The following is a 19,873-nucleotide window of genomic DNA, read 5'->3' as shown; positions in this document are numbered from 1 at the left end:
GGCATGTTTAACGGGTGCCCACCCGAGACGTCTTCAGCGTGATCGCCGACCCGACCCGTCGACAGATCCTCGATCTGCTCTGCCAGCGCGAGATGGCGGTGGGGGAGCTGGTGGAGACCCTCGGGCTCGCCCAGCCGAACGTGTCCAAGCACCTGCGGACCCTGGGCGAGGCAGATCTGGTCCACGTACGCATCGACGGACCGCGCCGCCACTACCGGCTGCGTCCCGAGCGGCTCCGCGAGCTGGAGGAGTGGCTGGCGCCCTACCGCCGGATGTGGGCCGACCGGCTGGATGCGCTCGAGCGTCACCTGGACCAGCTCGACGACCCCGACCACAAGGAGGACTGAGATGACCACGACGACCGGACCCATGGGCGAGGTGATCCGCGACGGCGAGAGGACAGGCCTTCGCTACGTACGCCTGCTTCGCCACTCCCCCGAGAAGGTGTGGCGGGCGCTGACCGAGCCGGACGCCCTGCGGCACTGGTTCCCGACCGACATCGTCGGCGAGCGTGTCGCCGGGGCGCGCCTGAGCCTCCCGTTCTGGCCCGAGGGCCTGGAGCTGGCGAGCACCACCGAGGCGATCGAGGAGATGGGTGTCGACCCGGACAGCTATGTCTCGGAGGGGGAGCTGCGCGTATGGGACCCGCCCCGGACGTTCGAGTTCACCTGGGGGATGGACGGCCGCGACGAGCTCACCGACGTACTCCGCTTCGAGCTCGAGCCCACCGATGACGGCACCCGCCTCACCTTCACCACCTGGCTCGGCGGGCCGACCGGCAACACGGACACCGCCGTCGGCTGGCACGTCTGCCTCGACCAGCTCGCCGGCCTACTCGACGCCCCGGGCTCGCCGACCGACGATGCCGCCGTCGTCGTCCAGCGCGTCATGGCCCAGACCGACGAGCTGCGCCCTGCGTACGCTGCCCTGATCTCGTCGTAAATGAAATGAACCGCAGGTAAGCCTGCGGTTTCTGTGGTGGAGCGTAGGGGACTCGAACCCCTAACCCCCTGCTTGCAAAGTGTCGGCAACGTCGTCGCAGAGCCTCGCTTGAGCGCTGGCCAGAGCCGGATTCGACCTTCGAACGGTGCTGTACTTCGCCCTCGTTGCTGTACTTTCCTGCTGTACTTCTTCGGGGCCTTTGGGCGGCTCCTGGCCCTCCTCGACCTGGTCGCCCTCAAGCACGCTGGGGCGGCAGGTGGCAGGGGTAAGCGCTACGTCTTCCCGAGAGTGGCCCCATCTGCGGGGGTCTGGGGGCTTGCCCCCACGCTGCCCAACACCACCGATCATAGAAGCGTCGCGGGGAGTGTTCTCGCCGGCAGCAGCGCCCACCTCCCCCTCGTCATCAGCCGTCTCGCTGGATCCCTGATTGCCTCGGTGTCGCGTGCGTTCGTGGTCCGGCTCGGGGTCGGGCGTCGTGAGAACTTTTGGCGGTTTCGGTTCGTCGCTGGCCGGATCGGGTATGAACCTGGTTATGAGGACGGCGCTTTCGGTTCAGGTGATCCGCACGTCTTGGACAAAACTGAGCCGCGGTATGCCTGGAGCTGGGCTGCGCAGTGGTCTGCCGGAGGCTGCCCGTCTGCCAGATGGGCTGGGCGACCAGATGCACGAACTGCTCTATGCGGAAGAGTCCGGCTTTTCGTGCGTCGAGCGACTGGCTCCGGTGGATGTCCGGATCTCGATGCGCCGGGGCGACGGTGGTTGCCTGCTCGTGAGTTTGGCAGAGACGATGTACAACGGTGTGCCACGTCGCGGATTCCGGCCTCGGGTACCGCTCGACCCCGGGGACTGGGTTCGGTGGCGGTACAACTGGCGTTGGCCCGGCAAGGACACCTGGTTCTACGAGGATGAGGTCTGGAACATCGCTTACGGCGATGTCGACCCGGGCGCGTTCCTCGGCGAGCCCGGTTCGGTGGTCGATGAGCGGGTGAGCCTCCACTGATGCAGCGTCTTGGTCTTCGGACCGAGGCGCTCTTCTCGTTTGGCCCAGAGCCGGCGGGACGGGGGTGCGCGTAGGGACCGGCCGCCAGGCCGCATGCCCGGAGCGCGGGGGTCCCTGGCCCGCCGGCGGCGGGCCAGCGCGCGGAGCGCGCCTTGAGTCAGTAGAGAAAGTTCTCACGAGGGAGCACCTCTGCGCTGTACGTTCAACTCGTGCTGAAGGAGCTTCTGTACGGCCCCGCCCGGGTCGAGAGCGGCGGCGGCGCTGTGGTGCAAGTCCGTTCGATGGTGCTCGAGCCAGATCTAATCGCCGAGCTGGCTCAGCTAGTCGCTGAGCGGACTGGACACTCTGAGCTGCGGGCAGGTCCGATTGGTGACCCTTCTGAAGGCCCGTCGGAGATTGTTGCGGCCGAAAACATCCGCACCCTGCCAACGTGGCAACTCACGCGGCTGGTACTCCATGGCGGAACGACTGGTGAAGGCGGCCCGATCTTCGTCGACTTCCGGTACGGCACACAGCCAGTGATCATCGCTAACGAGCCGGGTGATCGGCGATTGATGACGGAGATTGCAGATCGGCTTGATGCCGAAGGTAAGCCTCGGATCAACTGGCACCGACTACTCGGCGTGATGCCTTGGCTCATCTGCGTCGTTATCGTCGCGGCATGGGTTGGCGTGATTGCAGCTGAGAGGCCTGGTCCGAGTTGGATCGTGTTCGGGAGCCTCGTCGCCGTCGTAATGTCAGCGTCCAGCTGGCATATGACAGCAGCGCTTGAGCGTCGCCTTCGACCAGGCTGGCCCGGCCACTTGATCCGTCCGATGTCCCGGGCCGAAGTTCGGGCACATCGAGCGAGTCGGCGCGCGGGCCTGAAGCAGGCGGCAATCACGGTGCCCGCGGCTGCGTTTCTGGGTGCGCTGGCTCAATGGATCTTCACGCGCTGAACGCAGTGCCCAAACCCCACCGAGCGACATGCCAAACCGCAGACTCGTGCCAAGGGCTCCCAGGCAGGCACGCCTAGCGGCGTCGCTTGGCCTGCCCGTTCTGCTCAACGTCACGTGTCTTTTCGGCTAGCCAGAGTCGGAAGTCTGGAATCGTGAGCATCGGTTCGTGCTCTGAAGTCCGGAACCGGTAGACGAGCGACGAATACGTTTCGACCGCTGGTCGCCCAGCCCACTCGCGGAGCGAGCCGCCCACCTTTCCGTTGCACACGTTGACTAGATGCGTGACGTCCTCCGGAGCGTAGACACCTAGCGCGTCCTTGAGGATCTGGGCAACGGACCGCTCGTCGCCATCTTCTCGGCTCGGGGGAACCAGCGTCTCTGCTAACTGAAACCAGTCGACGCGGTGGCCATTCAGCTCTGTGGACCCGGACGCGACGCTTTCCTCCTTGAGGCGCGCTAGGACGTCATCCGTGTACAGGTAGGGCACATCCGTACCCGGAGTCGCGAGCTTGAATTCTCCGCGGTAGGCGACGAACGCCCATCCGGCGAGAAGCGTCCGGCGAAGGCCTCGGAGCGCGGCCAGCGTGGTGACGTCAGCGGCCTCGACCTCCTGGAGAATCCTCGTCATGTCGTCGCCGTGCGCGCGAGTTAGGTCAAGGAGCCACCTGTCCGGGAGAAGCAGGCACGACGCAAACACATCGGCCTCATCCTCGGACGTATACCGACTCAGGTCCATGAGGCCGGCTTCAGATTGAACCTGGCAGTTTGCGCGCGGCAGATGCCATGGAAGAGTCAAGTGGCCCATTTCGTGGGCAAGCGTGAATCGTTCGCGTTGGGGATTCTTCGTCGCGCGATAGAAGATCCGGGGCCTTTCGATGGACCCTAGCCCCAGAATGATCGCGTCTGTGTCTTGGAACGGCCATTCCATTCGCTGAAGGTCAGCCCTTTCAGCGACCAGTGCTTCCACGTCCACAGGCGGGGTCAGATTGAAACGGGTGACAACGAGGTCAGCGAGCCGACGCGCGACGAGCTGCGGCGCCGGCCCCTTCTTCTTGATCACTCGGCGAGCTGGTTGGTCTCACGAAGCCAATCGAGGACCTCTTCGGCTTTGCCTTCGGCATTGCTTCGGGCCGCGAGAGCGTAGTCGTCGCGCCCAGTCAAAATCTGAGCCACTGGAGTCTGGTGCCGGTGAGCCGCGACAATGAAGCGCAGAGCCTGCGGCTTCTCAGCCCACAGCGCGCCCTCGTCATCGGTGAAGCCGAGGTACTCGTCGAGCGTTGCGTCGACGTCTGCCTCGTGCCACTGGTCCACCCAGTCGTCAACATCCTCCAGGAGCGCGTCTCCGGAGAGACACGCGTCTACGAAGGTCATCGCAGACCTAGACATCGATCTTCCTCCCTTTGATCGCGTTTTTGATTCTCTTACCCGTTACAGCATCAAAGACCCCGACATGCATTCCCCGTCGGTTGTAGCCCTCGATGTGTCCATGTAGCCAGTCCCATTCCCACAGCCGCTCGCCACTTGGGCTAACCCACCTCGCGTTGCCCCGTCGTTTGAGCTTTATTTGAGTGTCCAAGAAGCATGGCTTCGGTGGTGGGATTGGAGGCATAGTCCTTTGTCATATGTTGATGTGCGGTGTATCACATCAGTGTAGTTCGGTATCTAGCATCTCGCCGACACCATATTTGGTCAATGGCCCGGTCCCAAGTGGCGCGATCTACGTCCGCTTCCGTGCAACCTCGTACGGGTACTCGGGCAATCGGACCGCCACGGCGGTCGCATCGTCATGGCGCTTCCCCCGGCCGCCCGTCTCGACGTCCTCATCGACGTTACGTGTCTCCAAGATGAGGACCTCAGGGCCCTTCTCGATCAAGTGCATCGCCTCAGCCCAAGAACGACCGTGACGTTCCACGAGGGTTGCAGCTCCATCCGTGAGCACCGCAGCCAACTCCACCGCCTGCTCTTGCAGGTTCACCGACCCGCTGACCGCCTTGTGCGCGGCCTCCGGTCGGGTACTGGCGACCCAGAATCCATTATCGGTGTTACGGACAGCAGCGACGCCAGCAAACGAGTAGTCGGCCAGGTGGTCGAGTCGGTCATCGGTGACAGCGCGAACCGTGCCATCGACAAACCGAAACACAACCGACGAATCCGCGAGGGCGAGGTAGTCAACGTGGTTTCGCCCGCGCCGACGGAGGAGCGCCACCGTAGAGGATGGGCTGTTCGGGTTGCTCAGATCGCAGGTGTTCTCATGGCTTTCGCAGACTCGACGGATCGCGACCTCAAGAGCCTTAGGAAGTTCCACTTCCTCATCGGCCATCAGCTGGCCCGCGAGCTGGAGGCCGAGAGATCTGACGAGCCATGGCACGTCATGGACACAGCCCGTTTCGAGCCCAGCCGCCGGAGAGGCCCCGTCGAGCACGATGACGAAGTTCTGGCCGGTCAAGACCAAGTCCTCGTTGATCTCGTGGGTAGGCGAAGTCTCGCTGTAGATCCTGGTCTCGATGCTGCTGGTCACTCAGGGGCCTCAAATTCGTAGGCGAAGGTGTGGCGATTGCCAGCCATCACGGATCGGAAGACCTCAAGCGGTCCGCCGGTCGTGAAGGCTATGCGGTGAAGTTCAATCACCGGTACCCCAGACGGCAGCTGAATTTCCTCGGCTTCCTCGGGCGTCGGCTGTCGCGCTTCCAACTCCTCGCGGAAGTGAATGATGTGGTGACCGGCCTCCTCGAGCCGCGCGTAGGACCCTCCAGGCCCGGTGTTCTCTTCGGTGACCAGGGTGCCGCGTACGACCTCAGGGAGGTAGTAGCTGTCGGCCAACTGTGTGGGCTCGCCTTCCACCCAAGTTCGGCGACGACGCACGAACGTTTCTGCGCCCGGCTCGATCCCGAACCACTCGGCGACCCACGAAGGCGCGGGAGTGATGCCAAGTTCGAGGATCTCCTGACGCCAGTCGAGCCCAGCAGTCTCAGCTTCGGCCTGGAGTGGAGCCTGCCCCCTCTCCCGCAGACGACGCGAGTAGCGCGCAGACCCAAGGCGGATCAGTGGCGGCCGACGTCGTACGAACACCCCACTGCCGGCGCGACTATCAATGAGTCCTTCGGCCTTCAGGGCAGCGATGGCTTGCCGCGCCGTTTGGTAGGCGACGCCATACCGCTCCATGAGTTGCGCGGTCGACGGAAGCCGCTCTCCTTCTTCGAGCGCGCCGGTTCGGATCTCCGTCCGCAGGTCTTCAGCGATCCGCTGGGACGGAGTGAGACGGCCAGGTCGATTCGAGGACATGAGACGAATCCTGCCACCTAACTAGTCAAGCCGCAGAAACGGTGCTACCTTCGTCATCGAGCCTAACTAGTTAGGTGCCTAGGCGACGGGGGAAGCCCGCGCCGTCAATCGACAAGGAACTAGAGCAATGGCGATGCCGCGACGTATGAGCGTGAAGTTTGAGGGACCGTTCCCGAACGGGGCCTACGTGGTGGGTGAGGTGACCCCGGTGCTGGACTTCAACGCGGGCAAGCGGCCGGACGGGTCGATGCCGCAGAAGATCGATGAGGACTCCGGCCTGCCGGTCTGGACCGTGCCCGTGCTGGATGCGGACCCGGAGGCCCGCAAGAACGAGAAGACGGTCAACGTCAAGATCATGGCCAAGCACCAGCCGGTGCCGCCGGCCAACGACACGGGCCTGCCGTTCGTGCCGGTCGAGTTCGTCGGCCTGACCGCGGCTCCGTGGATCGACACCAACGGTCCGCGTCCGCGTCTGCAGTGGTCGCTGATGGCAACCGAGATGACCGCCCCGAGCGCGTCGACCCCGGCCGGTGCCGCGAAGACTGGCACCAGCTCGACCTCCTCGAAGGCCGCCTGATGCGGTCGCACGAAGCGGCCTGGGTCGCAGAGCTGCTGATCCTGCTCCCCGAGGTCGACGTCCTCTCCGTCCGCGTCGACACCGAGACCATGCGGATCGGCCCCGACCGCGAACACACGGTGCCGGTGGTCGTGCTGGACGTGCACGCGGCCACGCTCTCGGATGCTGTCCAGATCGCGCAGGCGCTGCACCTGACCGAGGTCGACCCCGAGGAGCTTCCCAAGTCCTGGCGCGTCGACCCGCAGCGGGTCTGGCACCGCTGGCGCGGCTGGGCTCACGAGGGCTCGCGCGAGATGGCGTGCCGGGTCGTGGTCGACACCGCCGAAGACATCCCCGCCGAGCACCAGGTCGCGGCGTGAGCCTCTACCTCGTGTGGATCGGCGACGGCTCGGACCCGGCGCACCTGGCCGGACTCAACGCCGACTTCACCCTGTGCGGTGAGCCCAACGCGGGCAGCCGCTGGTCGTGGGACTACCCCGACCTCTCCACCCCGGTGTGCCCGGTCTGTCGCGGCAAGGCGGCAGGTCTGTGACCACGGCCAGAACCGGCCGAAGCACACCCACATTCGCCCGCTGGCCGTCGCGTTTGGGAAGGCGTGGCGGCTGGCGGGTCCCAACCACAACAGCACGAGCAGCACTCACAGCACGGAGGGGAAAGCGTGATGAGGATCAAGAGCAAGGATCTGGATGCCTGGGCGGGAGCGCTCGGGGTGTCGAACGATGCCGACGCGATGGCGGCGTTGCGGAAGATGAGCGCGAGGATGCTGACCCTCGCGGGGGAGATCGCGAAGACGCGTCAGACGCTTCTCGACGGCGGCGTGCCGGACCGTAGCCCGGTGATGGAGGAGTTCCTCAAGTCCTCCGCCTACACCCTGGACGCCGGTTTGGCGCTGGGTCAGGTCCGGATGGCGTTCGCCCGTCACGAGCGGGGGGCGGCCTGATGGTGACCAATCGACGCAAGGACCTGGACGCCTGGGCCGAGATCCTCGGCGTGACCAACGACGCCGACGCGATGCGGGTGCTGTCTGGCCAGTACGGCCGACTCCTGGTCATCGCCGGAGAGCTGAACTCGTTCCAGAACCGCTACACCCGATCCGGGTTCGTCGGCGGGGACGACATCCTCGTCGCTCTCAACGACGCCGCACGCGACGTCCTGGACGCCGCTGATGGGCTGCGGCTCCTGCGCCGCTCCTTCGAGCGTCACGAGCGGGGTGTCGCCTGATGTGGGGCATCTACGGCGGCGGTGCTGGCCTCCGCTCCGACTTGGACGCCTGGGCCGACGCGCTGGGTGTAGGCAGCGATGACGCCGCGTTGGGTGCGCTGCGCCGGGTCTCGACCGACCTCAACGAGGTGACCATGCGGCTGGATCTGGTCCACGCCTCCATCGGCGGTGGCTCCTCGGTCTACAGCTTGACCATCGCCGAGAACCTGCGCGCCTCGAAGTCCTCGGCATCGGCCGCGCTGACCGAGGTCGGCCTGGTCGTCGCCGCGTTCAAGCGACACGAAAGGGGTGCCTGATGGGTGCCATGCTCAAGAAGCTCGGGACCAAGCTGCTCATCGCCACGGTCTGGGTGGTGTGGTCGATCGTCCGCCGTCCCGGCCTGGTGCTCCCGTTCGCGATCCTCGGCTGTGCTCTCGCTGCCCTGGTCGAGGCCGCTGGTCGTATCGGCTGGCTCCCCGTCGCCGGGGCCGCCCTCGGGACGCTTGCGCTGATCGCTGGCGGTCTGACCATGTGGTGGCGCTTTGCCCCGGGCTCGTTTGCCCGCTTCGTCGGTCCTGCTGGGCGTCGTGCTGGCCGGTACGCCCGTAACTGGGTGAACCGCTGGTTTTGGTATGGCCTGATGTGGGCTTTCTGGATGCGCCGCTGCGGTCTGACCACCACGGATCGGCACTCGGGTCGGGTCCTGGCCCCGCGGCTGGTCAAGGTCCGCTCGACTCCGGCCATGGATCGGCTCCTGGTGCGTCTGCCGGCGGGCATGGCTCCTAGCGCCCTGGAGGGTTGTGACGAGGCCATCGCCAACGCCATGCGAGCCTCTGAGGCTCGGGTTCGTGCCCACAAGCCGGGGATGTGCTGGCTGGAGCTGGAGAAGCGCAACCCCCTCACGGCGATCATCGCCGCGCTCCCGGTCCCGACCGGCCCCGAGGCCCTCGATGTGGCGCGCCTGGATGGGCTCCACATCGGCTTCACCGACCTGCTGGAGCCCTGGCTGCTCAAGGTCCGCGGCACCCACACCCTCCTCGCTGGCGAGACCGGCGCGGGCAAGGGATCGGTGGTCTGGTCGCTGCTGCGCGCCCTGGCCCCGTTCATCAAGGCGGGCCTGGTGCAGGTGTGGGCCATCGACCCCAAGGGCGGGATGGAGCTGGAGTTCGGCCGTGACATGTTCGCTCGCTACGAGCGCGACGACTACGAGGCCATGGCCAAGCTCTTCGAAGACGCCGTCGGGGTCATGGATGACCGCACCATCGACCTGCGCGGGGTGGCTCGATCGTTCACGGTCTCGAAGACTTCGCCGCTGGTCATCGTCTTGGTCGACGAGCTGGCCGACGTCACCGAGCTCAACGAGGACCGTCAGATCCAGAACCGGATCGAGTCCGCGATGGGGCGGCTGCTGACCAAGGGCCGTGCACCGGGGTTCTCGGTCTTCGCCTGCACCCAGATCGTCACCAAGGACGTGGTCCGGTGGCGCGACCAGTTCCCCACCCGGATCGCGCTGCGGCTCAAGACCTCCGGCCAGGTCGAAATGGCCCTGGGCGAAGACGCCCACAACGCCGGCGCCTACTGCGAAGCCATCCCCGAGGACCTGCCCGGCATTGGCTACGTCTACCTCGACGGCCGCAAGAACCCGGTCAGGGTCCGGGCTGCCTACGTCACCGATGAGGAGATCCAAGACATGAACAAGCACTACCCCGCCACGGGTGCGGTCGAGCTGATCCCCACCGGCCGACGCGACCACCACGCCGAGACCACCGAGGCCACCGAGGCCCGCACCATGGAGCCCGCCGGGGTCAGCAATCTTATCGGCCTGGCTGAGTCCGACCTGGTCCCCGCCGTCGCCCAGAGCAAGAGCACCCGCCCGGGCGACAACCGGCCTCCTCGTGGTCCGTCGACCCCGAACGGTGCGCCTCGTACGCGGAAGCCTCGTCGGCCCCGCACCCGCCACTCTGAGCCCTCCTCCGAGGTCGTTGCCGGTGAGGTCGTCAGCTCCACCGACTCCACCGACTCGGACGCTGCGGAGGTGCTGTCATGAGCACGGCGTGGATGGCTGACGCTGCGTGCACCACTCGCGAGGTTCAGGGGCTGCCGTGGACGACCGACACCATCGAGGTTCCCGAGGTCATCGTTGACCTGATGCGGTCCACATGCGACGGCTGCGCCGTCCGTTCCGCCTGCAACTCGTACGCCCTCAACGAGCGGGTTTCTGGTGGCATGTGGGCCGGAACCGACCGCGCCCCCGAGCCTGAGGATCTGCTCGACCTGATCGACGCCATCCCCATGACGACGCCGACCACCCCGACTGACCCGATGGCGGTGGCGGCATGACGACCTGCACGGCGAACCTCAACAACGAGGACCACGTCCACACCTGCACCCGTCCCGATGGTCACCGGCTCTCGGGCAGCCACATCTGCCCGACCTGCTCAGCACGCTGGATCAGCAACGCCGAGTGGGCACGCATCCAGCAGGGGCTCCCCGTCAACATGGGACACGACGGTCAAGGACGGCTCTTTTGACCGCCACGACCCTCGACGCACCGATGGTTGCTCCGGGCATCCACAGTGACGCATCCACCCCCAACTCTGGGTTCCCGGGGTTCGGGGAGGATGCGCCGCTGGATCTGTCCGGCCTGACCGACGCCGGCCTCCAGGCCGTCACCGCCCGCCTGACCGACCGCACCTTCGACGCCTTCGCCGAGACCGCAGCAGCGGTCAAGAACTGCGCCCACCCCGTCCGCCTGGTCGGCCGCTCCGAGACCTACCAGCTCGACCCCACCACGGGCGAGATCGGCGGGCTGCTGTCCTCCTTCGACTCCGCCGACGCGCCGCTGGGGCTGCTCTATCGGGCCTGCGGCAACCGTCGCGCCGACGTCTGCCCGTCCTGCTCCCGGACGTATGCGCGGGACACGTTTGCGATGATCAACGCCGGCCTCGTCGGTGGAAAGACGGTCCCTGAGAATGTGGCGGAGAATCCGCTGCTTTTCGCAACGTTTACCGCACCTTCCTTCGGCCATGTCCACGGATTCCGTGGCGGCAAGCCCTGTCGCCCACGGGCTCGTGTCAAAGACGAACGCTGCCCGCATGGTCGACCGACCTCGTGCCACAAGCGCCACGACGAAGACGCCTCGATCAACGGCGCACCCCTGTGCTACGAGTGCTACGACTGGCAATCCGCCGTCATCTGGCAATACAACCTCCCCGAGCTGTGGCGCTACACCACCCAAGCTCTGCGCCGCGCCCTGGCTCGACGTCTCGGGGTCCCCGACTCACGCCTGGGCAAGACCGCGTCGCTGCAGTTCGTCAAGGTCGCCGAATACCAAGCCCGTGGCCTGGTCCACTTCCACGCCCTGATCCGCCTTGACGGCCCCGACGGTCCCGGATCTCCGGCACCGCTGGACGGTCTCGACCTCGCTCAGATCCTCCAGGCCGCTGCCGCTGAGATCTTCGTGGATGCTCCGCCGGCCTACGCCGGTGACCCGTCACGGCGGCTGCGGTGGGGCAAGCAGCTCGACATCCGCGTCGTGCGGGAGGGTGACCGTCTCGAGGACCCAGAGAACGACCTCACCCCCGGTCAGGTCGCCGGATATCTCGCGAAGTACGCCACCAAGGACGCCAACTCTGTTCGAGCTGACACGCCCCGGCCGCACCTGACCCGGATGGCTGAGGAATGTCGCGAGCTCGCCGAGTCTGCTGCCGGTTACTACGGCTACGGGGTCGATGAGAAGAGCAAGCCCCTCAACCCGTACCACTACCTGGCCAAGTGGGCTCACATGCTCGGGTTCCGGGGTCACTTCTCGACCAAGTCGCGGCGCTACTCGATCACCTTGGGTCGCCTGCGTCGGGCTCGGGCTCGCTACCAAGCCCTGGTCGCTGCCTCCCACACCGACGAGGAAGCACGCGCAACGCTGCTCGACCTCGGCCAGCTCGAAGCCCAGCTCCTGGCCGACGAGGAAGAAACCACTCTCGTCATCGGCACCTGGACCTATCAGGGCTCCGGCTGGACGAACCCCGGGGACGAAGCACTCGCCCTCGCTGCCGCAGCTCGTGCCCGTGAGTACGACCAGTGGCGGGCCCAGACCAAGCACCGAAACCGCACGCAATGAACGAAGGAGTGGCAGACATGAAGGCTGACCAGAGCGAAACCCACGTCGTGTTCACACGGAAGTGGTTCACCGTGCGTGAGGTCGCTGACCAGCTCGGATATGGCGAGACGAAGGTGCGCATGCTCATCGCTCAGGGCCGGATCCGGTCTCTGAAGGATGGGCGCTCTCGGCGGATCCTGCCGCAGTGGATAGACGAGTACATCGAGCTGTGCGCCGAGGAGTCAGAGATGGGTGTCGCATGAGTAAGCGGCTCAATGGTGAGGGCTCGATCTACCGCAACGGCAACCGCGGATATGCAGCCTACGTTTGGATCGACCTGCCCAACGGCGAGCGCGATCGCAAGTACGTCTACGGTCAGACGACCGACATCGTCCAGGAGAAGTGGAACAAGCTCAAGGCGCAGGCCGCTCGCGGTCCGATGGCCGCTCGTGTTCCGACTGTCGAGTCGTACGCCGCTGGCTGGCTTGAGGACGTGATCAAGCCCGATCTCGTGCACAAGACTTACGAGAACTACGAGCTGTTCACTCGGCTCTACATCGTTCCGTACATCGGCAAGAAGCGCCTCGACAAGCTGACGCTGCGCGACGTGCAGAAGTGGTTCAACGACCACAAGACACGGTGCCAGTGCTGCGCTCAGGCGAAGGATGCTCGGCGTGCCGAGACCGGCAAGGCTCGATGCTGTGCGAAGGGGGAGTGCTGTGAGCAGATCGCATCGGAGTGGACTCGTCATCAGGCTTGGACGGTTCTCTTGAGCATGCTCTCGTCGGCGGTTCGCGATGACCTGGTGACACGTAACGTCGCGTCGCTACTGAAGGTGCCGGTACCTCGGAAGTCGAAGGATCCGGTATGGGAGGTAGAGGAGTCGCGGCAGTTCTTGGAGAGTGCCGAGGATGACCGTGACCAGTGGTACGCGGCGTACGTCCTGCTCCTGCTGTTCGCACTGCGGAAGGGCGAGTTGCTGGGGCTCGGCTGGGATGAGGTAGAGCTCGATGAGGACTCCGACACCGGCACCGCTTCGTTGGAATGGCAGATCAAGCGGGAGAACGGTCGCCTCGTCCGCCGGCGTCTGAAGACAGCCGCATCGGAGGCTCCGCTTCCTCTGCCTGCGCCGGTTGTCCGGGCTCTGCGTGGTCAGCAGCTGCTCCAGGAGCAGTGGAAGATGAAGGCGGGGGAGGCATGGGAAGACTCGGGCCTCGTCATCACGACGCGCCTCGGTGGCCCAGTCGACCCGCGCAACTTCCACCGCGCGTTCAAAGCTCGGATCAAGAAGGCTGGGGTTCGCGAGACGACCGTTCACGCCACCCGCAAGGCGTGCGCCTCGCTCCTGGTCGCTCTCGAAGTGCATCCGCGCATCACTATGGCGATCCTTCGTCACAGCAAGATCTCGACCACGATGGAGATCTACGCGAAGGCTACGAACAAGAAGACGCTGGAAGCTCTGCAGCGCCTTGGCGAGCAGTTCGAGCGTGGTCCGGTGGCGTCATGATCGAGCGCACTTCGACGGACTCGTTGCTGTACTTTGCTGCTGTACTTGGCCGATTCGGCCTGGTCGCGAGGCTGAAACCGGCCTCTGACCTGGTGGAGCGTAGGGGACTCGAACCCCTAACCCCCTGCTTGCAAAGCAGGTGCGCTACCAATTGCGCCAACGCCCCGGACGGGTGTCCGTCGGTCAGTTCACCTTGTCGGTCGCCGCGGCCCAGTGACCCTTCTCGGGGTTGGACTGGTCGAGCTTCTTCTTGGCGAGGACGATGCCAGCCGCGGCCAGCAGTACGAGGACGATCTTCTTCATGTCTTCTCCTGCAGGTCGTGGGGGAGCATCACTGCCCGTTAGACCAGGAAAGCGTACCGGCCAGCCATGAGGCGTACGAAATCAACCGGCCTCGGGATCGGGCGCCAGGCCGAGGGAGGCGATGGGGGTGAGGGTCATGTGGGTGCTCGCCCACATCCGGCCGGTCAGGAGCCCGAACCCGTACGCCGAGGGCCGGCTGTAGGGGGAGGCGCCGGACTCGTAGGTGGTGATGAGCTCGCCCGAGACCTCGACGATGGCTTCGGCCATGTTGGGGAACTTGAACTTGCGCCGGACCGCGCCGACGCGGCCGTCGGGCTTTCGCTCACAGATGAAGATGGTGCTCGGCCGGTGGCGGCCGAACGAGGAGGAGAAGACGTACTCGTCACGGCGCACCACGACGCCCTGGACCTTCGGCGGGGTGGTGGTCGAGATGACCGGCTCGGAGAAGTCCCACTCGCCGTTCTCGCTCTTCTCGTAGGCGAACAGCGTCTGGTTGCCGAAGCCACCCACGTAGAGCTGGTTGCCACGGATCCGGCAGTAGGAGCCGGCCGCCACCTTCACCGGCGCCTCGATCGGCTCGACCTCGGCGGCCTTCTCCGAGTTGCGGATCTTCGACAGCGAGTAGCGGTAGAGCTTGCCGGTGCCGCCGCCGGCGCCCTTGGACACCCAGACGTCGTCGCCGTCGACCGCGACGCCGCCGGCATGGCCGGGGCCGGCCTTGCCGTTGAAGCCCACCAACAGCACCTCGGCGACGGTCTTGCCGCTCTTCAGGTCGACCAGGACGAGCGCCGAGCCCTTGTCGTGGGAGTAGTAGCTCTGGGCCAGCAGGTTGGTGTCGGGGCCGTAGCCCAGCCCCTGCGGAGTCCAGTCGTCGGTGCCGCCGGTGGCCAGCGTGTTGGGGATGAGCGGGCCGACGCGCCCACCCAGCCGCTGCCCCCACCTCTCGGTGCGCCGCATCCCTCCCCTGACCCATCGCCGCGTACGTCCCGGGATGGAGTCGAGGTCGAACGGAAGGTCGATCTTCGTCATGATGGTGATGTTCGCATGCGGTTCCTACCGTGGTCGGATGGCGTACCGGCTCACGGCCGATACGTTCCCTCTGTGACGAGCGATCCCACTATCTCTGCAGCCACGCCGACCCCGCGAGAGCTGGTCGGCGCCCTGACCGGGTTCGGCCGCGGTCTGCTGCGCCCACGCCGCCCCGACCAGCGCCTTCTCGCCTCGATCACCGACGCCGGCCTGCCTCGGGGCGACCGGACGGTGACCGTACGCACGATGCCGCAAGTGCCGCGTACGCTGCCCGCCGGCGGCCTCATCGAGGGTGCCGGGCTCCGCCGGTCCGTACGCAACGCGATGACCTGCTTCATCGTCAGTCATCCCGAGGCGACGTTCGTCGTCGACCCCTCCTACTGCCGCGACGCACCCGAGCGCGCCCTGAGCGAGCTCCCCGGGATGCTGCGCCGGCTCGTGACACCGCCGGCCGACACCGTTCCGACGGTCGACTCGCTGCGAACCGCGCACGTCGAGCCCGACTTCGCCCTCCCGACCCATGCCCACTGGGACCACATCTGCGGCCTCCTCGACCTGCCCGGCCTCCCGGTCCACATGCGGACCACCGAGCGCGACTGGGTCCTCGGCCCCGGCCGGCCGCCCGTCGGGGGAGTGCGCCCGGCTCTGACCGATGGCCGGCCGGTGGAGACGTACGACCTCGACGGCCCGCCCGTCGCCACCTTCACCGCCTCCCACGACCTGTTCGGAGACGGCTCCGTCCTGCTGGTCGAGCTCGCCGGCCATACGCCCGGCAGCATCGGTGTCCTCGCTCGCACCGCCTCCGGCTGGGTCCTGATCGCCGGCGACGCCGCCTGGCACTACGACCAGGTCGATCTGATCAGGCAGAAGCCGGCCTTCCCCGGCGACCTCGTCGACGAGGACCGCGACGCCGCCTTCGCCACCCTCCACCGCCTGCACCTGGCGCGCCATCTGATGCGGGTCGTCCCGACCCACGACCACGACGCGTCCAGTCGGCTCTAAACGAGGAAGAGGCCCCCGACGGGAGCCTCTGACCTGCGGCTCTCGCTCGCCGCGCTCGAGCCTTCTCAGGCATCGTGGCCCCGCCGGATCGACGGGGCCACGAGCAGTATTGAAAGTCAGAACGTACGTCGCACCGTGACCGTGGTGGTCTTGCCACTTCGGATGTTCTTTGCGATCAGTACGGCCTTGGTGAACTTGTTGGTCCGCTGGAAGCCGGTGAAGCGGTGCCTGAACTCACCGATGTTCGTGTCAACGCCCACGTTGACGACCCTCGACTTCTCTTGGAAGCCGGCCGGAGTCCACAGACGTACGGTGAGGCGGTACTTGCCGAGCCGGTTCGCCACGCCCTCGACCCGGACAACGCCGGAGTCGCGGCGCACCGTGATCTGGGAGGACGGGCCCATGCCGATGACTCGGTAGGGGTTCTGGTCGACACGTCCGACGCAGACGACCGAGTAGTCGCCCGAGAAGTACACGCCCATGACCGGCTTCGGCCAGGCGAGGGTGGACTTCGTGGTGTCGCGTACGACGCCGTCGACCGGGTGGAGCGTCGCCGGCTCAGTCGACGGATCGGACGGCTCGCTGTTGCCGACCATCGTGAATCCGGACCAGTTGGGCCTCTTCACGTCACGAATCACCGTCGTTCCGATGGTGCCGCCACTGGGCGAGCGCCGGGCGCCGACGGTGATGACACCAGCGCCACCCTCGCAAGCGCTTGTGACGTTGACAGACGGGGTGGTCGCAGCCTGCGCGGAACCACCGAGTGACAGGGTCGCTGCACCGAGCGCGAGGGCAGCGGCAGCAAGCGTGAACTTGCGGAGCATGGGGGTCTTCCTTCGAAGTCTAGGCGCGCTGCGACATGCGGCGCGCCTGCATTGAAACACCCGTGCAGGTATCCGTCAGTCGATTCGACACACAGAACCCCAACAGCGCTCGCGGAGCCGGTTCGGCAAAGCGCATCCTGGGCACGCCTCCGCGGCCATGACGATGGACCTCTACGGGCACGTCGTCGACGACAACCTCTGGCCCTCTGCTGAGGCTCGGGGGAACCGTGGGGGCACCTGACGAGGACGACAGCCCTGAAAACGAAGGCGAGGCCCCCGGCGGGAGCCTCTGACCTGCGGAAACGCTTGGTGCGCTTAGGAGGACTTGAACCTCCGACCCCACATTATCAGTGCGTGGCCTGCTCTCCGGCCGCCCACATCCACCCTTCTTCTATACGGGATCTCAACCTGTTGAGCGTCGGTTGTTATGGGCTGTTTTGGGGCCTTCGGGGGCCTCTGGGGGCCTCGATCTATGGCACGTGCGTTGGTCCGTATCGCGGGGGCGGAGCGTCACCCAATCCGGCACCTGGTCCCCTCGGCGGGGGTCTGGGGGCTTGCCCCCACGCTGCCCAACGTAGCCGAGCTGAGAAGCGTCGTGGGGAGTGTCCTGCCGACAGCAGTGCCCACCTCCCCCTCGTCATCAGCCGACTGCCTGGATCCTGATCGACTGGATGCCGCGAGTCAATGGCTGGGCTCGGGGCCGGCGGCCTGATGGTTCATTGCTGTGCGTTGTGGTGCGAACGGTCCGAGCTGGGTCTACCGTCGGGTCCAGGTTTGAGGTGGAGGGTGATGGGGGAGTCGTGGATGTATCGGTGACGATCGAGCCGGGGATCGATATCAAGGACCGTCGGCTCGTTGAAGACGCGATCGTGGATGCACTCGATGTCCGGTATCCGGGTTGGGGCGAGGTAACGGGCCGCGGAGGGTATGCCGATGGCTCGGAGTCGGACATTGGGTTCGAACTCGTGCAGTCCGCTGACGCGGTCTCGATTGCTCGGGTGATGGGCGCATCGGCGACGGAGACGCTTCGTGAGGCCGCGCAAGGACCCGGCTCGCGGATTGTGCGGGTCGATGCACAGGGCAAAGTGTTGTGGTCTGGCGTGGTGCTCTGAGACGAGCTGGTCCGCCGAGGCCAATTGAGGACGTCTTTTCCTGTGCGATCGGGCGTCCTCTTCGTGTTGGCCGAGAGCCGGCGGGACTGGGGTGCGCGTAGGGACCGGCCGCCAGGCCGCATGCCCGAAGCGCGGGGGTCCCTGGCCCGCCGGCGGCGGGCCAGCGCGCGGAGCGCGCCTTGAGTCAGTAGAGAAAGTTCTCACGAGTCACGGGATGTTTGGAGCACCAGAGCGGCCGAATCCGAATCTGGTGTTCCGAGCGTCCTGTAGACGGCCCACGGTACGAGTGAGAATCCCGGGGCTTGCGGAAGATCCGTGAAACCCGTCTGACCCAGGACGCCCCCGAGCCGATTGATGTACCGGCCAAACTCCGCGCGGCGGATGCTTTCACCGTCCAGGAAGTCGGGATTGTCCATGTTTTGGCCCGGGACGGGGTGATGCCCGACGGTACCGACCACGGTCCAGTATTGGGACCCCACGCCATAGCGGGCGAACAAGATGTCCGGTTCGGTGTCGAGGTACTGTCGCCCGTCTTGAAGCCGCACCGTGATGGGCCCCGCGGTGTCGATATCTGGCATCAGCATCAGATGAAGACCTGGGGCGAACACGCCGCGTGCGACTTGTACGACTCCTCGGAAGAATTCGCCGGTGTCTGATCCAGGCTCTCCGGTTGGCATCTGTCCTAGTGGGATCCTGCCTTCCAAGCTGACATCCTCACCAGGCAGTTGCTCGTACTTCTTGGCGGGCTTCTTCGCCTTCGGCGGCACTACGGCGTTGTTCGGCCCGTCGAAGACGCCCATGTTCACCAGGCCACGTTGGGTCACTGCGTAGCCCTCGATGAACCCAGCGACGAAACGGGCATCAAACAGGTATCCGGGAGCCGTGATCCGAACGATCTTGCCCGCTGGAAGCAGGTCTTCCATCGTGAACGATTCCCAACTTGCCGGATCGGCGACCACATCGGAGACGTCCTCGAGAAGACCGTGGACCGTTAGCCCTTCCTCCAGAAGGGGAAACACAGCATCGCCCATCGTCTTCGTCGTCGTCAGGTCGTCACCCCAGTCACGAGCGTGTTCCAGATACCCCTTGACACCGATGCTGGTCTTCTTGGCATTCGCCGACTTCGACGTTTCGGACTCTACGATTCCGGTATCCAGTTGAGCGAGGGCTCCCCTCACTGCGGCGGTATCAACATAGAGGTACTCGCGAAGAATCACGTTGCACTCCCCCTGCTCACAGTTGAACGCCAATGGACCATCCACTGAGTTCCGCGCCCAAACTAGAGTGACCTGGCTAGAGGGGTGACTGGTCCTTTACGTACTCTTACCCAATCTGAGGGAAGGGCTGCTGACCGGCCGGACAACTCGATGAACCGCCGCAAAGCAGGTCGGGGGCCTCGGAGCCCTCCAACGCAAAGCCTGAGCCTGGTCAGAACGCCAGAAGTGACGATGAGGGAGAGACGGAAATCCATGCCTGACATGCAGAAACGCCCCGAACCGGAGTCCAGGGCGTGTGCTGTGCGCTTAGGAGGACTTGAACCTCCGACCCCCACATTATCAGTGTGGTGCTCTAACCGTCTGAGCTATAAGCGCAGGCGCCAACTGGGGGTGGAAGCCCCACCAGCAGGCGAGAGGAAACATTACCCGCCCGCCGCCCGCGGAACCAAAACGGTGACACCCTGCCCACCCTGGGGAGGTCAGTCCGAACCTGGTTCGGATGAGCCTCCCCAGGGTTAGGGTTCCAGAATGTCCGACTCGGAGGACCTGGCGGCGATCTTCGCGCGTGAGGATGCGGCGCGCTTGCTCGATGCTCAGCGGCGGATGCAGCACGGGGTCGCGAGCTACGCCCAGCTGACGGCGGGCGGGCTCAGTCGGGTCGACGTCGAGCGGGCCGTACGCCGCAACGAGCTGCGCCGGGTGCACCCTCGCGTCTACATCGACCACACCGGCCCGCTCACCTGGGAGCAGCGGGCCTGGGCAGCGGTGCTCTACGCCGACCCGGCCGTGCTCTGCCGGGACAGCCTCGAGGCGCCCAGGGGCCGTGACGACGGTCGGCCGATCC

General features: G+C 65.9%; 27 protein-coding genes and 2 tRNA genes. 18 read left to right on the top strand and 11 right to left on the bottom strand.

The window, feature by feature from the left end; genetic code table 11:
- Positions 1-14 precede the first annotated feature (14 nt).
- The 4 genes from ACWZJV_RS14575 (at position 15) to ACWZJV_RS14560 (ending at position 2,880) form a co-directional block, all read left to right on the top strand.
- Positions 15-347 (top strand): ArsR/SmtB family transcription factor, encoded by a 333-nt coding sequence (locus ACWZJV_RS14575; protein WP_355018851.1) that lies wholly within the window; start codon positions 15-17, stop codon positions 345-347.
- 1 nt (position 348) lies between these two features.
- Entirely contained in the window at positions 349-942 is a 594-nt protein-coding gene (locus tag ACWZJV_RS14570; RefSeq protein WP_457176694.1) for an SRPBCC domain-containing protein, read from the top strand.
- A 532-nt stretch (positions 943-1,474) separates the two neighbouring features.
- Positions 1,475-1,942 (top strand): hypothetical protein, encoded by a 468-nt coding sequence (locus tag ACWZJV_RS14565; RefSeq protein WP_457176692.1) that lies wholly within the window; start codon positions 1,475-1,477, stop codon positions 1,940-1,942.
- Between the two features lie 209 nt (positions 1,943-2,151).
- Positions 2,152-2,880 (top strand): hypothetical protein, encoded by a 729-nt coding sequence (locus ACWZJV_RS14560; RefSeq protein WP_457176690.1) that lies wholly within the window; start codon positions 2,152-2,154, stop codon positions 2,878-2,880.
- A 73-nt stretch (positions 2,881-2,953) separates the two neighbouring features.
- Here the strand turns inward: ACWZJV_RS14560 and ACWZJV_RS14555 are convergent, their stop codons facing one another.
- The 5 genes from ACWZJV_RS14555 to ACWZJV_RS14535 form a co-directional block, all read right to left on the bottom strand.
- Positions 2,954-3,940 (bottom strand): ImmA/IrrE family metallo-endopeptidase, encoded by a 987-nt coding sequence (locus tag ACWZJV_RS14555; RefSeq protein ID WP_457176689.1) that lies wholly within the window; start codon positions 3,938-3,940, stop codon positions 2,954-2,956.
- Complete coding sequence (locus ACWZJV_RS14550; RefSeq protein ID WP_457176687.1) at positions 3,937-4,251, bottom strand: hypothetical protein; 315 nt, start codon at positions 4,249-4,251, stop codon at positions 3,937-3,939. Before ACWZJV_RS14550 ends, ACWZJV_RS14555 begins: the two co-directional genes overlap by 4 nt.
- A 7-nt stretch (positions 4,252-4,258) precedes the next feature.
- Positions 4,259-4,489 carry a colicin E3/pyocin S6 family cytotoxin gene (locus ACWZJV_RS14545; RefSeq protein ID WP_091044497.1) on the bottom strand — a complete coding sequence of 77 codons (231 nt, stop codon included), beginning with the start codon at positions 4,487-4,489 and terminating at the stop codon, positions 4,259-4,261.
- A 108-nt stretch (positions 4,490-4,597) separates the two neighbouring features.
- On the bottom strand, positions 4,598-5,398 hold the full coding sequence (locus tag ACWZJV_RS14540; protein ID WP_457176685.1) for a protein phosphatase 2C domain-containing protein: 801 nt from the start codon (positions 5,396-5,398) through the stop codon (positions 4,598-4,600).
- Complete coding sequence (locus ACWZJV_RS14535; protein WP_457176683.1) at positions 5,395-6,162, bottom strand: GntR family transcriptional regulator; 768 nt, start codon at positions 6,160-6,162, stop codon at positions 5,395-5,397. The genes ACWZJV_RS14540 and ACWZJV_RS14535 overlap by 4 nt, the downstream gene beginning before the upstream one ends.
- 145 nt (positions 6,163-6,307) lie before the next feature.
- Between ACWZJV_RS14535 and ACWZJV_RS14530 the strand changes: the two genes are divergently transcribed.
- The 12 genes from ACWZJV_RS14530 to ACWZJV_RS14475 all read left to right on the top strand — a co-directional run bounded on the left by ACWZJV_RS14530 (position 6,308) and on the right by ACWZJV_RS14475 (position 13,542).
- Positions 6,308-6,739: a plasmid replication, integration and excision activator gene (locus ACWZJV_RS14530; RefSeq protein ID WP_457176681.1), complete on the top strand. Its 432-nt coding sequence runs from the start codon at positions 6,308-6,310 to the stop codon at positions 6,737-6,739.
- Positions 6,739-7,098, top strand: a complete 360-nt coding sequence (locus ACWZJV_RS14525; RefSeq protein ID WP_457176679.1) for a hypothetical protein — start codon at positions 6,739-6,741, stop codon at positions 7,096-7,098. The genes ACWZJV_RS14530 and ACWZJV_RS14525 overlap by 1 nt, the downstream gene beginning before the upstream one ends.
- Positions 7,095-7,271, top strand: coding sequence for a hypothetical protein (locus ACWZJV_RS14520; RefSeq protein ID WP_396988779.1), 177 nt, complete (start codon positions 7,095-7,097; stop codon positions 7,269-7,271). The genes ACWZJV_RS14525 and ACWZJV_RS14520 overlap by 4 nt, the downstream gene beginning before the upstream one ends.
- A gap of 129 nt (positions 7,272-7,400) precedes the next feature.
- Positions 7,401-7,679 carry a hypothetical protein gene (locus ACWZJV_RS14515; protein WP_457176677.1) on the top strand — a complete coding sequence of 93 codons (279 nt, stop codon included), beginning with the start codon at positions 7,401-7,403 and terminating at the stop codon, positions 7,677-7,679.
- A complete protein-coding gene (locus ACWZJV_RS14510; RefSeq protein ID WP_457176675.1) occupies positions 7,679-7,960 on the top strand; it encodes a hypothetical protein in 282 nt (93 codons plus the stop codon). The genes ACWZJV_RS14515 and ACWZJV_RS14510 overlap by 1 nt, the downstream gene beginning before the upstream one ends.
- Positions 7,960-8,256, top strand: coding sequence for a hypothetical protein (locus ACWZJV_RS14505; RefSeq protein WP_457176674.1), 297 nt, complete (start codon positions 7,960-7,962; stop codon positions 8,254-8,256). The genes ACWZJV_RS14510 and ACWZJV_RS14505 overlap by 1 nt, the downstream gene beginning before the upstream one ends.
- Entirely contained in the window at positions 8,256-9,986 is a 1,731-nt protein-coding gene (locus tag ACWZJV_RS14500; protein ID WP_457176672.1) for an FtsK/SpoIIIE domain-containing protein, read from the top strand. Before ACWZJV_RS14505 ends, ACWZJV_RS14500 begins: the two co-directional genes overlap by 1 nt.
- Entirely contained in the window at positions 9,983-10,279 is a 297-nt protein-coding gene (locus ACWZJV_RS14495; protein WP_457176670.1) for a WhiB family transcriptional regulator, read from the top strand. Before ACWZJV_RS14500 ends, ACWZJV_RS14495 begins: the two co-directional genes overlap by 4 nt.
- Complete coding sequence (locus ACWZJV_RS14490; protein WP_457176667.1) at positions 10,276-10,470, top strand: hypothetical protein; 195 nt, start codon at positions 10,276-10,278, stop codon at positions 10,468-10,470. Before ACWZJV_RS14495 ends, ACWZJV_RS14490 begins: the two co-directional genes overlap by 4 nt.
- A complete protein-coding gene (locus tag ACWZJV_RS14485) occupies positions 10,467-12,056 on the top strand; it encodes a replication initiator (protein WP_457176665.1) in 1,590 nt (529 codons plus the stop codon). The genes ACWZJV_RS14490 and ACWZJV_RS14485 overlap by 4 nt, the downstream gene beginning before the upstream one ends.
- A gap of 17 nt (positions 12,057-12,073) precedes the next feature.
- A complete protein-coding gene (locus ACWZJV_RS14480) occupies positions 12,074-12,298 on the top strand; it encodes an excisionase family DNA-binding protein (protein WP_457176663.1) in 225 nt (74 codons plus the stop codon).
- The gene (locus tag ACWZJV_RS14475) at positions 12,295-13,542 is read left to right on the top strand and encodes a site-specific integrase (protein ID WP_457176661.1); all 1,248 of its coding nucleotides are present in this window, start codon (positions 12,295-12,297) and stop codon (positions 13,540-13,542) included. Before ACWZJV_RS14480 ends, ACWZJV_RS14475 begins: the two co-directional genes overlap by 4 nt.
- 90 nt (positions 13,543-13,632) lie before the next feature.
- On the opposite strand, the gene ACWZJV_RS14470 is transcribed toward ACWZJV_RS14475, so the two are convergent.
- The 3 genes from ACWZJV_RS14470 to ACWZJV_RS14460 form a co-directional block, all read right to left on the bottom strand.
- A tRNA-Ala gene (locus ACWZJV_RS14470) sits at positions 13,633-13,708 on the bottom strand.
- Between the two features lie 17 nt (positions 13,709-13,725).
- Positions 13,726-13,845, bottom strand: coding sequence for a DLW-39 family protein (locus ACWZJV_RS14465; protein ID WP_008355567.1), 120 nt, complete (start codon positions 13,843-13,845; stop codon positions 13,726-13,728).
- An 81-nt stretch (positions 13,846-13,926) separates the two neighbouring features.
- Positions 13,927-14,874: a hypothetical protein gene (locus ACWZJV_RS14460; RefSeq protein ID WP_457176659.1), complete on the bottom strand. Its 948-nt coding sequence runs from the start codon at positions 14,872-14,874 to the stop codon at positions 13,927-13,929.
- Between the two features lie 72 nt (positions 14,875-14,946).
- Here ACWZJV_RS14460 and ACWZJV_RS14455 point away from each other — a divergent pair, with 72 nt between their 5' ends.
- On the top strand, positions 14,947-15,876 hold the full coding sequence (locus tag ACWZJV_RS14455) for an MBL fold metallo-hydrolase (protein ID WP_457176657.1): 930 nt from the start codon (positions 14,947-14,949) through the stop codon (positions 15,874-15,876).
- A 116-nt stretch (positions 15,877-15,992) separates the two neighbouring features.
- Here the strand turns inward: ACWZJV_RS14455 and ACWZJV_RS14450 are convergent, their stop codons facing one another.
- Positions 15,993-16,700 (bottom strand): hypothetical protein, encoded by a 708-nt coding sequence (locus ACWZJV_RS14450; RefSeq protein ID WP_008355562.1) that lies wholly within the window; start codon positions 16,698-16,700, stop codon positions 15,993-15,995.
- An 812-nt stretch (positions 16,701-17,512) separates the two neighbouring features.
- Here ACWZJV_RS14450 and ACWZJV_RS14445 point away from each other — a divergent pair.
- Complete coding sequence (locus ACWZJV_RS14445; RefSeq protein WP_457176655.1) at positions 17,513-17,812, top strand: hypothetical protein; 300 nt, start codon at positions 17,513-17,515, stop codon at positions 17,810-17,812.
- Between the two features lie 200 nt (positions 17,813-18,012).
- On the opposite strand, the gene ACWZJV_RS14440 is transcribed toward ACWZJV_RS14445, so the two are convergent.
- Together ACWZJV_RS14440 and ACWZJV_RS14435 are read right to left on the bottom strand one after the other, a co-directional pair.
- Positions 18,013-19,029, bottom strand: a complete 1,017-nt coding sequence (locus ACWZJV_RS14440) for a DUF6414 family protein (protein WP_457176653.1) — start codon at positions 19,027-19,029, stop codon at positions 18,013-18,015.
- A gap of 301 nt (positions 19,030-19,330) precedes the next feature.
- Positions 19,331-19,404, bottom strand: a tRNA-Ile gene (locus ACWZJV_RS14435).
- Positions 19,405-19,873 lie beyond the last annotated feature (469 nt).

This window comes from Nocardioides sp. WG-D5 (assembly GCF_054031175.1).
This window is presented reverse-complemented; position numbering and strand designations above follow the sequence as displayed.

What these genes read in the sequence shown, in the direction of transcription:
- ACWZJV_RS14570 (WP_457176694.1), top strand. Translation starts at nt 349, where the DNA reads ATGACCACGACGACCGGACCCATGGGCGAGGTGATCCGCGACGGCGAG.
- ACWZJV_RS14565 (WP_457176692.1), top strand. Translation starts at nt 1,475, where the DNA reads ATGAGGACGGCGCTTTCGGTTCAGGTGATCCGCACGTCTTGGACAAAA.
- ACWZJV_RS14550 (WP_457176687.1), bottom strand. Translation starts at nt 4,251, where the DNA reads ATGACCTTCGTAGACGCGTGTCTCTCCGGAGACGCGCTCCTGGAGGAT.
- ACWZJV_RS14545 (WP_091044497.1), bottom strand. Translation starts at nt 4,489, where the DNA reads ATGCCTCCAATCCCACCACCGAAGCCATGCTTCTTGGACACTCAAATA.
- ACWZJV_RS14535 (WP_457176683.1), bottom strand. Translation starts at nt 6,162, where the DNA reads ATGTCCTCGAATCGACCTGGCCGTCTCACTCCGTCCCAGCGGATCGCT.
- ACWZJV_RS14530 (WP_457176681.1), top strand. Translation starts at nt 6,308, where the DNA reads ATGAGCGTGAAGTTTGAGGGACCGTTCCCGAACGGGGCCTACGTGGTG.
- ACWZJV_RS14525 (WP_457176679.1), top strand. Translation starts at nt 6,739, where the DNA reads ATGCGGTCGCACGAAGCGGCCTGGGTCGCAGAGCTGCTGATCCTGCTC.
- ACWZJV_RS14515 (WP_457176677.1), top strand. Translation starts at nt 7,401, where the DNA reads ATGAGGATCAAGAGCAAGGATCTGGATGCCTGGGCGGGAGCGCTCGGG.
- ACWZJV_RS14510 (WP_457176675.1), top strand. Translation starts at nt 7,679, where the DNA reads ATGGTGACCAATCGACGCAAGGACCTGGACGCCTGGGCCGAGATCCTC.
- ACWZJV_RS14505 (WP_457176674.1), top strand. Translation starts at nt 7,960, where the DNA reads ATGTGGGGCATCTACGGCGGCGGTGCTGGCCTCCGCTCCGACTTGGAC.
- ACWZJV_RS14500 (WP_457176672.1), top strand. Translation starts at nt 8,256, where the DNA reads ATGGGTGCCATGCTCAAGAAGCTCGGGACCAAGCTGCTCATCGCCACG.
- ACWZJV_RS14495 (WP_457176670.1), top strand. Translation starts at nt 9,983, where the DNA reads ATGAGCACGGCGTGGATGGCTGACGCTGCGTGCACCACTCGCGAGGTT.
- ACWZJV_RS14490 (WP_457176667.1), top strand. Translation starts at nt 10,276, where the DNA reads ATGACGACCTGCACGGCGAACCTCAACAACGAGGACCACGTCCACACC.
- ACWZJV_RS14480 (WP_457176663.1), top strand. Translation starts at nt 12,074, where the DNA reads ATGAAGGCTGACCAGAGCGAAACCCACGTCGTGTTCACACGGAAGTGG.
- ACWZJV_RS14475 (WP_457176661.1), top strand. Translation starts at nt 12,295, where the DNA reads ATGAGTAAGCGGCTCAATGGTGAGGGCTCGATCTACCGCAACGGCAAC.
- ACWZJV_RS14465 (WP_008355567.1), bottom strand. Translation starts at nt 13,845, where the DNA reads ATGAAGAAGATCGTCCTCGTACTGCTGGCCGCGGCTGGCATCGTCCTC.
- ACWZJV_RS14460 (WP_457176659.1), bottom strand. Translation starts at nt 14,874, where the DNA reads ATGACGAAGATCGACCTTCCGTTCGACCTCGACTCCATCCCGGGACGT.
- ACWZJV_RS14450 (WP_008355562.1), bottom strand. Translation starts at nt 16,700, where the DNA reads ATGCTCCGCAAGTTCACGCTTGCTGCCGCTGCCCTCGCGCTCGGTGCA.